Source organism: Chryseobacterium sp. HNCC26DJ241, assembly GCF_057180505.1.
On the sequence record NZ_JBXUGL010000012.1, the window covers coordinates 63,648 to 79,279 of the forward strand.

The window sequence follows — 15,632 nt, forward strand, 5'->3', positions numbered from 1 at the left end:
CCTCATTTTCTTATGTATTACAAATATACATAATTTTCTTATGTATGAAATATTTTGGAAAACTTTTTGTTATATTCTCAACCGTACAAGTAAAAATTGCATCTTAATAAAAAAATCAAATAATGGCAACTAAAATAAAACTTACCAATCCTTGCTCAGAAAGCTGGGAAAATATGCAGGAAGTTGCTTCCGGAAAATTTTGTATTTCTTGCAATAAAACAGTTCTGGATCTTACCAATAAACCAGAAAGTGAAATTCTAAAAATCATTCATCATAATCAGGGTGAAAGTATTTGTGCAATAATCGGAAAATCTTTTCTCGATCGCCCCATATTTGAAACAAGAGAGGAAACTTTCGTTCCTATTCATCAAAGAAAATTTCCTTATAGCAAAGTAGCAGCAGGAGTAGCTATGGCTACAACAATTTTCGGAAACGCTTGCAGCCAAAGTACAGTATCTGTAAAAGAGATTTATACTACTAAACAATCTGACACTTCTAAAGAAATTAATGAAAAGGAAAAAACAGGAAGCAATTTTACACTATTTGAAGGAAAATTAGTTGACGAAAAAAATTCTAAGCCTTTAGAGAATGCAACAGTTACTTTAGTTACCGTAGAAAAAACAATTTCTGTTTATACCGATAAGAATGGTAATTTCTCTATGGAAGTTCCGAATGATATAGTGAAAGAAAAAAATGTTTTCGAATTTAGTTTTACTAATGTAAAAATAGATCAGGATGAAAATGATTTGTTTTTCGGATACGATTCTGAATATCAAATTCTTTCCAAAAATAATGACTCAAAAGATTTTAAAATCAGGAGAAGTTATCCAATTGCAGGAGGCATTTCTGCATACAATGAAAATTACAATCCTACAGTTTTTATTAATGGAAAGAAAAGCAATTACAAGAAAATCTCAATATTATATGAAGGTAAAAAAACCGTTAGACAATACTATTTTCATGGAGAATATGTAAAAATTCTTTCTGGCAAAGAAAATTCTGACGGATTGATTGTTATTTTCACATCATAGAAGTTAAAAAGTCATTTTCCAAGTATTTCTTCAGCTATTCTATATGATTTTAATACTTTTGTGTTCATGGAAGCGGAAAAAATTATTTTAGGCATTGATCCCGGAACAACAGTAATGGGATTCGGAATTATTTCCATTAAAAAAAATAAAATGGAACTGGTTTCTATCCACGAACTTCTGCTTAAAAAATATCCAAACCACGAAACCAAACTGAAATATATTTTTGAAAAAACATTAGCTCTTATTGATGAGTTTCATCCCGATGAAGTTGCTCTGGAAGCTCCATTTTTTGGAAAAAATGTACAAAGTATGCTAAAACTGGGTCGTGCACAAGGTGTAGCAATGGCAGCAAGTTTATATAGAAACATCCCGATTACAGAATATTCTCCCAAAAAAGTAAAAATGGCAATCACCGGAAACGGAAATGCCAGCAAAGAACAAGTAGCCGGAATGCTTCAAAATTTACTTAAATTAAAGGAATTTCCCACCAAATATTTGGATGCTTCGGATGGTTTGGCGGTTGCGGTATGTCATCATTTCAATTCCGGAAATTTACAGAATGAAAAATCCTATTCCGGATGGACTGCTTTTCTAAAACAAAATCCGGATCGCATAAAATAATGCAAATCAGAAAACAACAATAATAAAATTGTAGTAAAAAATTACAGCTCCTCTTCTACTTGCAACACATATTCATGCTTTTCATCTCCTTCAATAGAAAATCTATATCCAGTTTGCATAAAATCCTGATGATCTGAGGTGTCGATAGGAAAACCTTCTACCTGTTTACCATCTGCATAATAGACTTCAAAAAATTTATTCATATAATCACCGTAATTTCGGATTCCTCCAATTACTTTTATACCATTCTCAAAAACAGCAGTAGAACTGGCAACAATTTCGTTTAATCCAATTCCGTTGGGAAGTGGTGTATCTCCATACATATAAGAAGTCCACAAATTTTTTGCGTCTTTAGGAAGTAACATAGTAGTGGTAAGTTCTTTTAAAGCCATAGTTTAAAATAGTGTTTACGGTAGTTTATTATTTTGAGTGATAAAATTCCAAGCGTTGAGAAGTTCTTCCGTAGAGCCGGCTTGCAGAGTAATAGAGTTCTCATCTAGAATTCCTTCTACTTCATACACAAATTCCTGAAAAAAATCTTCAGACAGTGACAAAGTTTTGATAAAATATTGCTGAATCGCAATCATACGATCTACAATATGTAAATTATTACTACTATGAGGAATGATAATATTTACTTTACTGTCTTTATTTTCCTTTACTAATTCGAGTAACGGAGATATCAAAACAGTATGTTCTTCTGTAAGTGTAGTTTTTTTTCCTTTAAAATGCAGTTCGGTTTTCAGCATCGTCTATTAATGGTTTTGATGTGTATGATTTCTCAATATCAATGGCTTGAAAACTGACTAATCAAAATTCAATATTACTATTCAATTGTTATTTCCAACAAATGCAATATACTATATTTTCTGATTTTTTTTGGATAAATTTTCATTTATAATCTTTAGGCGCGATTTCAAAATCAAAAAGAGGTTTCCCGTTTTTATCGTGATACGTATATTTTAAAGTAATATCGTTGTCCCGGAAAAATTTCATTTCATCAGAAGTTTTCACCTCTTTTGAAGCCTCCTGTTTCAACAAAATTTTAAAATCTGAAATTTGTTTTGAAGTCACATTCTCAACATTATCTTCCGTAAAAGTGTAATGATAATGCAATATTTTACTGCCATCTACTGTAGCTTTATCCAAACGAATACCATCATCTATCATTTGAGGTGTCATTTTATTCATATTTTCTGCTGCTATTCTTAGTTCTTTTTCTATTTCTGACGAGGCATTTTTTTTACATGACACCAAAAATAAGAAAGCACATGCAAGAAAAACTCTTATTATCGTTTTCATATTGATTCATTTTTAACGGTTACCATATAAAGTGAGCAAATCTAAAACCAATATATAAATTTCTGATTTACAATGTCTTTATTTGTAAATTTGTTTTACAAAATGTACACAAAATATTTACTTGGTAAAACCAGATACTATTTGTAACATTGGTACGTTTTTTATAACATATCCATTAACTAAAAAATTTTTAGAAATGAAACACCAGAATATAAATCCTGTTTCCAATATCCATCACAAAATGAACTGGTTTCAAAAATTTATGATGATCTGTTCCGGAGCCAATATTCATATCCTGAAAAAAACTCCGAGTGAATGGAACAAATTTTCCGGAATTGGAGGAATTGTTCTCTTTACTTCTATTTTTGCAACACTTTCTGCCGGATATGCAATGTATACGGTTTTTGATAATCTTTGGGCATCGGTTGGATTTGGGGTTTTATGGGGATTGATGATTTTTAATCTTGACCGATACATCGTTTCGTCCATAAAAAAAACAGGAGGTGCTTGGAATCAGATTCTTATGGCAATTCCTCGTTTAGTTTTAGCTACATTTTTAGGAATTATTATTTCCAAACCTCTGGAACTGAAAATTTTTGAAAAGGAAGTGAATAAGCAATTGAACACCATTATCCAACGAAATAAAAAGCAGCTTCAAGCAGAAATGAACGGAAGGATCCTTCAGCAATCCGGCCCTTTTGAAACCGAGAAGAAGCAAATTGCAGAAAAAATTGCCAAATACCAAGCCTCTTATGATTCTGCTGCTGTGGAATTGGAAAAAGAAATTCTGGGAACTAAAACCGGAGTAACCAGCGGAAAAGAAGGATATGGCCCAAATGCAAAACGTAAAGCCGAACTGAAAGAACAACGAAAAGCCGATTTGGAAAATTATCAGAAACAAATGGCTTCAAGATTAGAATATCTGGATAAGGAAGTTTCAAAAGTATACACCAACCTTGAAACCGAACGTACAAAAACCGAGACTTTTGAAGATAAATTTAATGGATTTGCAGCAAGATTACAGGCTTTAGATGAATTGGGAAAAAATTCTGCCATTATAGCTTTGGCGGCAAGTTTCATAATGGGACTTTTCATCTGTCTTGAAATTTCTCCGGTTTTGGTAAAGCTGATCTCATCAGTAGGACCTTATGATTATCTTCTGGAAAAAACCGAAAACGATTTCCGACTTTACTCAAAAGAAAAAGTGGAAAAAGGAAATACTTTTACGGATCATCGCATTGATGATTTCAAAAGGAGACTGAACGAGTAAATGCAAACCATATATAATTTTAAAAACTTCACATAAATTAGAATTTGTGTGAAGTTTTTTTATCTTTAAACCCTCAAAAAAAAACGCAGAGCTGAAAAAATATGAATATTGATACTACAAAAATTCAGGAAAGAAAAAAAACACTTGACCTTTGCAAAAAACATTTAAAAGAACAATTTATTGGTATTGATACCATAATTGATGACCTGCTGGAATATATTCAGGTTTGGTATTTGATGCCTGAAATACTGAATCGTCCCGTTATTCTCAATCTTTGGGGAATGACAGGTGTCGGAAAAACAGATTTGGTAAGAAAAATGGTAAAATTTCTAAGTTATCAGGATCGTTTTGTAGAAATAGAATTAAGCAATTCCGATGAGACTACCTGGAACAAAAACGTTGCTGATGTTTTGGAAAAAAATAATCTGAATGATGAAAAACCAAGCATTATATTATTTGACGAAATACAGCGTTTCAATACTTTGGATCCCAATGGAATGCCTGTTCCGCAAACACGATTTACAGATTTTTGGGAACTTTTAAGCGACGGAAGACTTAGTAAAAAAGAACGTGACGATCTGGAACATTATATCATATCTTATCTTTTCAGAAAAAAAGAGAACGAACGGAGAAAAATGAGTGGAGAAAGGGAAATTGATGAAAATCCTTTCCTGAATATGTGGGATGCAAAAGAATTGAAGAAAATACTGGGCATAGAAAAAGATGTTCTCAGTTTGACGGATATGACCGAAGATGATATGGTAAAACTGATTTTGAAAAAGCAAAAAGAAAAAAAAATCTACGAACCCGTGAACTACAGCAAAATGCTGATTATCATTAGCGGAAATCTGGATGAAGCTTTTCAAATGGCGGGACAAACCAGTGAAGCGGATGTAGATGCTGATATTTTCCACGCTTTTACAAAAAAAATTACAGTAGTGGATATCAAAAATGCACTTACCCGAAAATTTCGTCCGGAACAAGTAGCAAGATTCGGAAATATCCATTTGATATACAATTCTTTACGAAAAACAGATTTTGAAAAATTAATTGATAGAGAAGTACGAAGGCTAACTAAAGAAACAAATGAAAAATTCGGAGTAAAGCTGAAAATCGACAAAAGTATAAATGCACTAATATATAGAAATGGCGTATTTCCTGTTCAAGGAGTTCGTCCTGTTTTCAGTAGTGTTATTGATATTTTGGATTCTAATCTTAGTAAACTTCTTTTGGAAGCAATTATTAAAAATGAAAAAAGTATTGAGATTGAATATTCCGAAAATGAAAAAAAGATCCTCGGCAAAATCGGAAAAACATTAATAGAAATTCCATATTTGGGAAGAATTGATAAAATCCGCCAATCAAATCTGGAAGATGCCGTTGCAAATATTAGTGTGCATGAATCTGGACACGCAATTGTATATATGCTATTGACAAATTTCGCACCACTGCAATTAAAAAGCAAACTTGCGAGTAGCTATGCAGGAGGTTTTACATTTCCACATCAGATTCATGACACAAAGGAAAATCTTCTGAATAAAATTAAAATTTATCTTGCAGGAGGAATCGCAGAAGAAATCATTTTCGGAGAAGAAAAAGCAAGTATCGGAAGAAGCCATGACAGAGAACAAGCTACTATTCTTGCCACAGACTTTATAAGGAAATATGGTTTTGAAGAAAATTTTCAGGTCAATTACAGCATGGAAGATTATCAGCATAGAATGCTTCAGGAAGTTACGGATAAATCTGTAGAAAATCTTATGAAAAAACTGGTAAAGGAAACCACACTTCTTCTGGAAAGCAATAAACCTTTACTTATAGATTTAAGCAAAGAATTGTCTCAAAAAGGAGATATGACTCCAAAAGAAATCATGAATACGGGAAAGAAATTCGGGCTTAACGTGAGCATTAAAGAGGAAGGTTTCCTTCATATTTTTGATTATAATAGAAAACTGAATATACAATAACTTTATTCAAAACTAATATGTACTTTCAGAAATATTGATTTCTACACTTTCCGTAAGAGTTTTGCTTGAATTATATTTTGCCTTGCAGAGATTGGACTTAAAAGTGTAACTTCCTTTATCCAAAACGATATAATTCAGCTTATTTCTTTCTATTGGAATAGTATAATTTTTTCCTTTTCCTGAAATTCTGACAATGATATTGCAATTCGTATTGTTTGTCAAAAGAATTGCAGCCTGTGGATCTGAAGGATTATCATTCAAAAATTGATTAACAGCTTCCGCAGCACGTTGATTTTTACCTATCGCATCTTTCTTCATCAGTTCTTCAAACTCTGCTTTTTCCGAAACCGGAGTTGGTATCCCTGAATTTTTTCCTGAATTCATTGGTGTACATCCTATCAAAATCATTAGCAAATAAGTCAAATACAGAATCTTCAGGATAGAAAATATATTTTTCATTTGAATTTCTAAATAACATTAGGGAAGTTAATCAAAAAATTACAATTCCATATACATCATAAAACTCAAAAAAACCACTATCATATGAATATTTTTAAAATAATGATTTTTTATTAAATTTTTCAAAATTATTTTTAAATATTTTTAAGTAAATATAAATGAAATATTTCTTAACTTTAATACACTAAAAACAATTACTATGAAAAATTTTATTTTATTTGTTGCCTTTTTGGCCAGCTTGATTTCAAATTCAGCATTAAAAGCGCAAGCTACAGAACCTTTCATCGGACAGATTGCTTTTGTACCTTACAGTTTCACACCAAGATATTGGCATGAATGCGACGGATCTTTGCTTCCAATTTCACAAAACCAGGCTCTTTTTGCTCTTTTAGGTACAACTTATGGAGGAAATGGTGTTACCACTTTTGCACTTCCTGATATGAGAGGAAGAGTATTGGTCTCTAATGGACAAGGGTCGGGTCTCAGTGATTATACAATGGGACAAATGGGAGGTATGGAAAGCGTTACTCTAACGCAGAATCAAATGCCTTCTCACACTCATACTGTAAATGCAGTGACATCAGAAGGTAATCTGAACACTCCCACAAATGGACTTCCTGCTGATACCAAAATTTTAGATAAAGAATATTCTAATGCAGCAGCCAACACAACAATGAGTTCTTCCATGGTCTCTCCAACCGGAGGAAACCAACCGCATGAAAACAGGCAGCCTTACATTACTTTAAAATGCATTATTGCATTGCAGGGAGTTTTTCCTACACAAAATTAACGGTCATGAAATTTCTATATTTTGCATGCCTGATTTTTGGAAATGCATTGTTTTCACAAACGATCACTTTCAAAGGATGTACAAATTTATTTGAAAATCAAAATTTTACATTCAATAAGACGGGTACAGACAGCTACTCTAAAGGCATATACATTACCACTCCAGTAGATGGAGCACAAGATTGTGGAGGTTTAGGAACGTGTGAATTCCAAATAAAATGGAATAATACCCAAAACAGATGGGAATTTTTAGCAGATTCTGGCAACGGAAATTTTGTAAACCCATATTTGATTTACTATAATTCTACAGGAAATAGCACCGCTTCTAATCCACCAAGTAATATTTTCGGTACATGGGTAGAAAATACCAGTGTAACTACCGGAGCTTGTGGTGGAGATTTAACTTCTACTAATTCTACCATGACAGGCGATGTTCATTCTTCTTTTTTAGGTGTTTCAGAAAATTCAGAAAAGAAAATTCAGATTTTTCCTAATCCTGTTTCTGATATTATTACCATTTCAGGTATTGAAGATGCTGATACATTTAGTATTTATACCATGAACGGACAATTGATGAAAGCTGAAAAATTTACCAAAAAAATAAATGTTTCTAATTTTACAGCAGGAATCTATTTGTTAAGAATTAAAAGCAAGAACGATCAAACCTACGAATTCAAGTTTATCAAAAAATAAATTCTTACCCTATAAAAAATCCGCCTCACAAATAAATTGATTGTGAGGCGGATTTTAGTTTTTATAAAGAATAATTTGGAGCTTCTTGTGTAATGATTACATCATGAGGGTGAGATTCTTTCAAACCATTTCCGGTAATCTGAACCATTTTTCCATCTTTCTGCAAAGTTTCAATATCTTTTGTTCCACAATAACCCATTCCGGCACGGATTCCGCCTGTTAATTGGAATACCACATCTTCCAGTTTTCCTTTATACGGAACTCTTCCTTCGATACCTTCCGGAACAAATTTTTTAGCTTCACTTTGGAAATATCTTTCTTTACCTCCTCGTTTCATAGCAGCCAAACTTCCCATTCCCTGATACGATTTGAATTTTCTTCCTTGGAAAATAATTTCTTCACCCGGAGCTTCTTCCGTTCCTGCAAAAAGAGAACCAAGCATTACGGCATTTGCTCCGGAAGCAATGGCTTTTACAATATCTCCTGAAAGTTTGATTCCTCCATCTGCAATTACTGCCACATTTTTAGTTTTTGCATATTCATAAACATTGTAGATAGCGGAAAGCTGCGGAATTCCAACTCCTGCAACTACTCTTGTTGTACAGATAGAACCCGGCCCAACTCCTACTTTCAGAACATTAGCTCCTGCATTTATCAAATCTTTTGCTGCTTCTGTTGTTACAATATTCCCTCCAACAATATCTAAATCAGGGAATTTTTTACGGATTTCAGAAATTTTATCTAAAACTCCTTTGGAATGTCCATGAGCAGAATCAATGGCAACAATATCTACACCTGCTTCTACTAGTGCTTCAATTCTTTCCATAGTATCTTCTCCTACTCCAATTCCTGCTCCTACAATCAGTCTTCCGTTTTGATCTTTGTTTGCATTGGGATATTCAAGTTGATTATCAATATCTTTTATGGTAATCAATCCTACTAGTTTATAATCCTTATCTACAATAGGGAGTTTTTCCACACGGTTTTCAAGAAGGATTTTTTTTGCCGTTTCCAATGTGGTATCTCTCCCGGAAGTAATTAGATTTTCTGTAGTCATCAGTTCCTCCACTTTCATATTGAGATTTTCCTGATATTTCACATCACGGTTCGTAATAATTCCAATTAATTTATTCTCCGCATCTACAACAGGAAGTCCGGAAATTTTAAAGTCCTTCATTAAATCCTTAGCTTCTGCTAATGTATGATCTTTGGAAAGCGTAACCGGATCGGCAATCATTCCATTTTCGGAACGTTTTACTTTATTTACCTGAGCTGCTTGTTCAGCAATCGGCATATTTTTATGAATAAATCCCAAACCTCCGACTCTTGCCAATGCAATCGCCAAATCAGCTTCTGTTACCGTGTCCATTGCTGCGGAAACGATGGGAACATTCAGCGTAATTTTGTCGGTAAGTCTTGATTTTAAAGAAACTTGATTCGGTAATACTTCAGAATAAGAAGGTATTAAGAGTACGTCATCGAAAGTGATGGCGTGCTCTACAATTTTGCTGTGAATAGACATCTTTACTTTCTTTGCAAAATTATAGTTTTTTGACGAATTCTGAAAATGCTATATCTGATTTAATGAAAAATTAATTTAAATTGCTTTCAAGTATTTGGGAAATTCAAAAAAGTTGCATCCATACTGAACGCAACTTTAAATATAATAATGTTAAACTTTTAATTATTCTTCTGATGTAGAATTGCTTGCCACTTCTTTTTTATTTGCTTCATTTATCAGTTTTGAAATATCTTCTGTTGTAAACTTGCCTTTCACATCTACAAAAACAAGTTCTTTATCAGAATTTACAAGGATCATTAATTTTTTGATATTATCACCATCTTGCAACGCTTGTATGTTTACATTTTGTCCTTCATGTTTTACCGTCACCCAATCCTGATAATTATTTTTATTTAAATATTTGGCAAAATCTGCCAGCATTTGTTTATTACCATTTTCTACAGTAAGAACTCTTATTTTTTTAATTTTTTTCACGAGATTGATCACCTCCTCACTTTCTCCATCTTCACGCAATGCTCTTTTCACAAAAGGTTTTGCGAGCCAAACCGGAACATTCACACTGGTAAATTTTGCATTCCCGGAATTATAATAAGGATTGTCAAAAAAAGATATATTCGGATGCTTGGAAACAATACACGATTGTAAAGAAAACAGAATGATTCCAAAAATTGTAAGTTTAAAAAGAGTTTTCATTTTTATGTTTTTTTAGTCAATAGATTTTGTGCTTCCTCCACTTGAATTATCTGCAGTAAAGTTTCTTGGTTTTCCTGCATATCTTACATTTCCTCCTGAAGATGTTACAGAACTGAGGCTTTCTGTGGCTCTTACTTTTATGCTTGCTCCTGAAGTTACATTTGTCTGCACATTTTTTCCTTCAAGATTTTGTGCGTTACAAGAAGCTGCGCTGGAAAGTGTATAATTTATCTTATCCGCTTTTCCTGTAAGTGTGGCAGAAGAACCACTATTTCCGCTGAAAGTTAAATTTGAAGTTTCCATGTCTACTTTCATATCGGAGCCGGAAGTAGCATTAATAGAAATAGTGTTATCAGCTTGCAAATCAGCATTAAGTGAAGAACCGGATTCTACAGTAACATCAAAGTTATCTTCTTTCACAGTATTAAGGGCTGTAAAATGAGCTCCGGACGAAGTTCTGATTTTTTCTAAACGAGGAGCTTCCACATTTACCAGAATTTTTTTGATTTTCAAATTATTTTTTCCCTTACTGTCTATATAAATTTTAAGTACTCCATTTTCTACTTTTGTCATAATATATTGCAGCATTCCGGCATCAGTATCTACCACCACTTTCTGATTGTTGGATTGTGTAAAATTAACTTTCACACCTGTAGACGCTTCAATTCCTGAAAATTTACCTACATTCCTTTCTTCGGAATTGGAAGATTTGTTGTCGTTATAATCTTCATGGGAAGAAAAGGAAGAGGTTGTTTTAGTCTCATTACCAAAACTAAAGTCATCTTTTTGTGCTTCGTTAATGAGTTTATTCACATCATCCATAGAAATTTTCCCATCCAACATCATAAGTACGGTACTATCTTTAGAACTAATGTTCAGAAGTAAATTGTCCAGAATTCCATTTGATGCATCAGAAGAAAGAAATTTTATTTTACTTCCTTTGCTGTTTACAGTCATCAGTTCTTCATATTTCAGATTGTTTACAGAAGTTAATATTTCTTTACCCAGATTTTCATAAAACGAAAGTGGTTTTGAAGCATCTTTTTCTTCCGGTTTTTCAATGATTAAAATTTTAAGTCCCTGAATTTTGCTAAGTAATGGTTTGATCTGATCCAGTTCAGAATCTTTTATATCCAGCTTGTTCAGCATTCCGAACATGGATTTGGAAATCTTTATGGAGGTTACACCTTCCGTTTCCTGATATTTATCGAAAAGTTGTTCAAGTTTTTCTTTTTGCGCAGCTACATTGAAGAAATAGCTGAAGAACAGTGCGAATATAAATAATGTCTTTTTCATTGTTTTAATTTTTTTTAATTTTCAATAGGATTTTCCTGTACTACACTTGAAGCAATAGTTTTTGTTACTTTATCCGAAAGTATCTGGAAAGAATACTTGGTTACATTTATTGCTTCTTCTTCGTTTTTTATTTTATGGCCATTAACGATTACGAAGTCATCTTCATATTGTGTTGCGTTTTCTTTTTTCGGTTGATATGCTAATCTTTGTTTTTTACTTTTTTGAATTCTTCCTCTTTTCGGAATTATCTGATCCATTACTTTTTCAGGATTGCTCACTTCATTGGTCTGAGAATCATGAGTCAGGCTATCGGGTTTGGATCGTATTGAATCGGCTGGGTTATGATAAGCAATATCACTTCCTCTTAAAATATCATTTTTTTTGTCTTTGATTTGGTTTTGCACCAGATTATTTTGATTTTCAATTGTACCTTCAGAATTCCATTCTTTAATTCCGAAAACAATTCCAAAGAGTAAAATCACACTTGCAGCCATCCAAAAACCCTTTGGAACAATCGGCTTCTTGCTTCCTGAAATTGAAATAATTGGAGCTTCAGATTGTATTTTTTCTTTATCCGATTGCACTTCTGCATTTTTCAGAAAATCTTCAAAATCCCAATTCATTTTTTCTTCTTTCATTTCCTGAAAGATTTCATTATACTTATTCTGAAATTTGTCTTTTTTCATAGCTCATTAGCTTTGTAATTTGTTCTTTTACTTTTTGTCTGGCACGCATCAGATTTACTCTTACCGCATTTTCTTCCATTTCCATTATTTCGGAAATTTCCGATATTTCGTATTCTTCCACATCTTTCAGATGAATTACCGTTTTTTGTTTTTCCGGAAGCTGGTTGATAAAACCTATAATATGTTCTTTCAAATTATTGAATTCCGGCTTGTACAATTCACTTCTGTGGATGTGCATTTCTGCGAAAGCCATTTTTACATCATTATGTTTCAAACGATTCAGACATTCGTTCTTCACACATTTCATTACAAAAGATTTCAGGTTTCCATATTCTGCGAGTTTTTCTTTGGTCTGCCAAAATTTCATCATCAGATCCTGAACAATATCTTCCGCTTCATCACTGCTCATCACGAATTTTTTCGCAAAACGATACATCTCATCTTTGAGAGTAAATATCGAATCTCTGAATAATTCTTGTGTCATAATTGATTATCGCTTTCTGATAGTAAGACAACTAAGTTCTGAAATTTATTACATCTTATTTTAAATTTTTTCAAAAAAATAAAATTGAGTATTACATTTGCCTTGTATAGAAGGATTTTGAGTGTCAATTTGTCACTCCTCAATTTTTAATAATGCTGCAAAAAAGAGCAAAAACCGTAAAAAGATTTTTAAAAATTTATAATTCTTGTTAAAGTTTCGTTAAATCTGAAACGTTCTGTTTTACCTGAATACTTATTTAGCATTAAATTTGTTTTAGAAAATGGAAAATAAAATCATAACAATTACGATGAAAAATACTTTCAAAAAATTAATGCCTTATGCTTTTGTCGGGATTATTTCCGGAGCTACTACATTTGGTGCGATCAGTTATTTTAATCACGGAAACAGCGGTGAAGATTTTTCATATTTTCATCAGGCAAAAGACAATGTTGCATTTGCAGGATTGAACAGCGCTGCAATAGGCGATGATTTTGTAAAAGCAGCAAAAACTACAGTTCCTGCTGTGGTTACTATTAAAAATTATTCGAGCAATCAGGCTAGAAGTTCTTCCAATGAAGATCTTTTTGATTTCTTTTTCGGAGATCCCTTCGGAAATGGGAACAGAAACCAGCAAAGACAGCAGACTCCTCCAAATATGCCGTCAGCTTTAGGATCGGGTGTTATTATTTCTCCTGATGGTTATATTATTTCCAACAATCATGTTGTTGCTAATGCAAATAAATTAGAAGTTGTTCTTTCCAATAAAAAATCCTATATCGCAACTCTTGTAGGTACAGATCCTACAACAGATATTGCTTTATTAAAGATTGAAGAAAAAGGTCTTCCTTATTTAAATTTTGCAAATTCTGATAATACGGAAGTTGGACAGTGGGTTTTAGCAGTTGGAAATCCGCTTGGTCTTAATTCTACAGTTACAGCTGGAATTGTTTCTGCAAAAGGAAGAAGTATTGATATCTTAAGCAGACAATCCAGAACGCCAATTGAAAGCTTCATCCAAACCGATGCTGCTATCAATCCGGGAAATTCCGGAGGTGCATTAGTGAATACTAATGGAGAACTTATCGGTATCAATTCTGCTATTTCTTCCAATACAGGATATTATGAAGGATATGGTTTTGCAGTACCTTCCAATCTTGCCAGAAAAGTAGTAGAAGATATCAAAAAATACGGTTTAGTACAAAGAGGTTTCCTTGGAGTGGGTGCTTTGGATCTTTCGGATGATGTTCAGGTAATGAGATACAACCAACAAAATAAAGCTAATTTAAAATCCGGAAGCGGAGTTTACGTTACCGATATTACCAAAAATGGAGGTGCAGAAGATGCTGGAATAAGAGTTGGCGATATTATCACAAAAATTGATAATACATCAATTGACAGTTATGCTGATCTTTCATTTGCAATCGGAAGCAGAAGACAAGGAGATAAAGTTGCCGTAACCTATTCCAGAAACGGAAAAGAAAATACAACCAATGTAACGTTAAAAGACGAAAAAGGAAACACATCTTTCAGAAGTAAATCTGATCTTTCCGTAACTGAAAAAATAGGTTCAGAATTTGAACCATTAAGTGATCGTTTCAAAACTGATTATGGACTAAACAGCGGTGTTATAGCCAAAAATGTAGAAACCGGAAGCGAAATGGCGAAAATTGGAATCGTAGATAATTATATCATTATAGAAATAAACGGTAAGCCTGTAAATTCTCAAAAGGATATAGAAAAAATCCTTGAAGACTACAAAGGAAATGTTCAGGTAAAATTTGTAGATGAATACGGAAGGATCTATACCAAAGGATTTAAAATGCCTTAATATAATTCAACAATTAAACAAAAAATAAACGCAGCTAATAAATAGTTGCGTTTTATTTTTGTTGTAATTCTTTTAGCTTTCTTTTTCTTTTCCTTTCATAAATGACTTCGGTAATTTTTCCACCAATCCACGCAAAAGGGAAAAATATAAGGAAAATAATTATTTTGTAAAAAGTAGGATGATAAGGAAAAATAATGATATCTAACATCGCAATAAACAGTAAGATAAAACCTATCAGAATTGCATAAGCCACCTTTGCATATTTTACAATAATTGCTGTAACTACACCACCTACTGTAGATGCAATTCCTGAAGAGATAAGAAGTGCTACAAAAAAATAAGGTTTGTATTCTACCGATTTTAAAAAATTCTCCCAATGTTTAAAAGGTGCAAACTCATCATAGGTAATCCAATCCGTATCAAGGCGTATCCCAACAGTAATTATTAGAAATGCTACTGCCAAACCTATTAGTACACCAACTGTATTTCGTATAAAATTCATTAAAACTGATGTGCAATCATTGATATTTCAATATCTACATTTTTCGGCAAACAAGAAACCTGAACTGTTTCTCTGGCAGGATAATTTTCAGAATCCAAATAAGATGCATAGATATCATTCATCACTGCAAAATCATCCATGTTTTTTAGAAAAATAGTAGCCTTTACTACATTTTTAAAGTCCATTCCTGCTTCCTGAAGAATAGCTTTAAGATTTTTCATAACCTGATGTGTTTCTTTTTCTATACCTTCCACTAATTTCCCTGTTTCAGGATTCAGTGGAATCTGCCCGGAAATATAGAGAACACCATTGATAAGGTTTGCCTGTGAGTAAGGGCCGATTGCAGCAGGTGCATTTTGAGTAGATATTATTTTCTTCACTTTTATCTTTAAAATCTTAATGTACAAAACTATTAATTTTTTTGTACAAAATTTGGATTTTTTAAAATCTCTAAACTGTTATTGAAAAGTTTCAGACATTTTCGCAAGT

General features: G+C 32.8%; 18 protein-coding genes. 7 read left to right on the forward strand and 11 right to left on the reverse strand.

What is annotated here, in order from left to right; translation table 11 throughout:
- The first annotated feature begins 122 nt into the window (after nt 1-122).
- Nucleotides 123-1,031, forward strand: a complete 909-nt coding sequence (locus AC2A1C_RS07910; protein WP_484025035.1) for a peptidase associated/transthyretin-like domain-containing protein — start codon at nt 123-125, stop codon at nt 1,029-1,031.
- A 66-nt stretch (nt 1,032-1,097) separates the two neighbouring features.
- Entirely contained in the window at nt 1,098-1,652 is a 555-nt protein-coding gene (ruvC, locus tag AC2A1C_RS07915) for a crossover junction endodeoxyribonuclease RuvC (protein WP_484025037.1), read from the forward strand.
- A gap of 41 nt (nt 1,653-1,693) precedes the next feature.
- On the opposite strand, the gene AC2A1C_RS07920 is transcribed toward ruvC, so the two are convergent.
- The 3 genes from AC2A1C_RS07920 to AC2A1C_RS07930 form a co-directional block, all read right to left on the reverse strand.
- A complete protein-coding gene (locus tag AC2A1C_RS07920) occupies nt 1,694-2,044 on the reverse strand; it encodes a hypothetical protein (RefSeq protein ID WP_484025039.1) in 351 nt (116 codons plus the stop codon).
- A gap of 15 nt (nt 2,045-2,059) precedes the next feature.
- On the reverse strand, nt 2,060-2,401 hold the full coding sequence (locus tag AC2A1C_RS07925; RefSeq protein ID WP_484025040.1) for a hypothetical protein: 342 nt from the start codon (nt 2,399-2,401) through the stop codon (nt 2,060-2,062).
- A gap of 142 nt (nt 2,402-2,543) precedes the next feature.
- Complete coding sequence (locus tag AC2A1C_RS07930; RefSeq protein ID WP_484025041.1) at nt 2,544-2,954, reverse strand: hypothetical protein; 411 nt, start codon at nt 2,952-2,954, stop codon at nt 2,544-2,546.
- Nucleotides 2,955-3,150: 196 nt separating this feature from the next.
- On the opposite strand from AC2A1C_RS07930, the gene AC2A1C_RS07935 reads away from it, so the two are divergent.
- Entirely contained in the window at nt 3,151-4,224 is a 1,074-nt protein-coding gene (locus tag AC2A1C_RS07935; RefSeq protein ID WP_484025043.1) for a DUF4407 domain-containing protein, read from the forward strand.
- Between the two features lie 101 nt (nt 4,225-4,325).
- Nucleotides 4,326-6,191 (forward strand): AAA family ATPase, encoded by a 1,866-nt coding sequence (locus AC2A1C_RS07940; protein ID WP_484025045.1) that lies wholly within the window; start codon nt 4,326-4,328, stop codon nt 6,189-6,191.
- 12 nt (nt 6,192-6,203) lie between these two features.
- Here AC2A1C_RS07940 and AC2A1C_RS07945 read toward each other — a convergent pair whose 3' ends face one another.
- Nucleotides 6,204-6,650 (reverse strand): DUF6759 domain-containing protein, encoded by a 447-nt coding sequence (locus tag AC2A1C_RS07945; RefSeq protein WP_484025047.1) that lies wholly within the window; start codon nt 6,648-6,650, stop codon nt 6,204-6,206.
- A 199-nt stretch (nt 6,651-6,849) separates the two neighbouring features.
- On the opposite strand from AC2A1C_RS07945, the gene AC2A1C_RS07950 reads away from it, so the two are divergent.
- A complete protein-coding gene (locus AC2A1C_RS07950) occupies nt 6,850-7,440 on the forward strand; it encodes a phage tail protein (RefSeq protein ID WP_484025049.1) in 591 nt (196 codons plus the stop codon).
- A 5-nt stretch (nt 7,441-7,445) separates the two neighbouring features.
- Complete coding sequence (locus AC2A1C_RS07955) at nt 7,446-8,132, forward strand: T9SS type A sorting domain-containing protein (protein WP_484025051.1); 687 nt, start codon at nt 7,446-7,448, stop codon at nt 8,130-8,132.
- A gap of 61 nt (nt 8,133-8,193) precedes the next feature.
- Here the strand turns inward: AC2A1C_RS07955 and guaB are convergent, their stop codons facing one another.
- From guaB to AC2A1C_RS07980, 5 genes are all read right to left on the reverse strand, one after another.
- On the reverse strand, nt 8,194-9,654 hold the full coding sequence (guaB, locus tag AC2A1C_RS07960; protein WP_484025052.1) for an IMP dehydrogenase: 1,461 nt from the start codon (nt 9,652-9,654) through the stop codon (nt 8,194-8,196).
- A gap of 162 nt (nt 9,655-9,816) precedes the next feature.
- Nucleotides 9,817-10,347 carry a DUF4252 domain-containing protein gene (locus tag AC2A1C_RS07965; protein WP_484025054.1) on the reverse strand — a complete coding sequence of 177 codons (531 nt, stop codon included), beginning with the start codon at nt 10,345-10,347 and terminating at the stop codon, nt 9,817-9,819.
- Nucleotides 10,348-10,359: 12 nt separating this feature from the next.
- Entirely contained in the window at nt 10,360-11,643 is a 1,284-nt protein-coding gene (locus AC2A1C_RS07970) for a DUF4252 domain-containing protein (RefSeq protein WP_484025056.1), read from the reverse strand.
- Nucleotides 11,644-11,657: 14 nt separating this feature from the next.
- Nucleotides 11,658-12,329 (reverse strand): hypothetical protein, encoded by a 672-nt coding sequence (locus AC2A1C_RS07975; protein ID WP_484025058.1) that lies wholly within the window; start codon nt 12,327-12,329, stop codon nt 11,658-11,660.
- Complete coding sequence (locus tag AC2A1C_RS07980) at nt 12,304-12,813, reverse strand: sigma-70 family RNA polymerase sigma factor (RefSeq protein ID WP_484025059.1); 510 nt, start codon at nt 12,811-12,813, stop codon at nt 12,304-12,306. The genes AC2A1C_RS07975 and AC2A1C_RS07980 overlap by 26 nt, the downstream gene beginning before the upstream one ends.
- 307 nt (nt 12,814-13,120) lie before the next feature.
- On the opposite strand from AC2A1C_RS07980, the gene AC2A1C_RS07985 reads away from it, so the two are divergent.
- Entirely contained in the window at nt 13,121-14,641 is a 1,521-nt protein-coding gene (locus tag AC2A1C_RS07985; RefSeq protein WP_484025067.1) for a Do family serine endopeptidase, read from the forward strand.
- Nucleotides 14,642-14,693: 52 nt separating this feature from the next.
- Here AC2A1C_RS07985 and AC2A1C_RS07990 read toward each other — a convergent pair whose 3' ends face one another.
- Together AC2A1C_RS07990 and AC2A1C_RS07995 are read right to left on the reverse strand one after the other, a co-directional pair.
- Nucleotides 14,694-15,143: a hypothetical protein gene (locus AC2A1C_RS07990; RefSeq protein WP_484025061.1), complete on the reverse strand. Its 450-nt coding sequence runs from the start codon at nt 15,141-15,143 to the stop codon at nt 14,694-14,696.
- Entirely contained in the window at nt 15,143-15,523 is a 381-nt protein-coding gene (locus AC2A1C_RS07995; protein ID WP_484025063.1) for a RidA family protein, read from the reverse strand. Before AC2A1C_RS07995 ends, AC2A1C_RS07990 begins: the two co-directional genes overlap by 1 nt.
- Nucleotides 15,524-15,632: the final 109 nt, after the last annotated feature.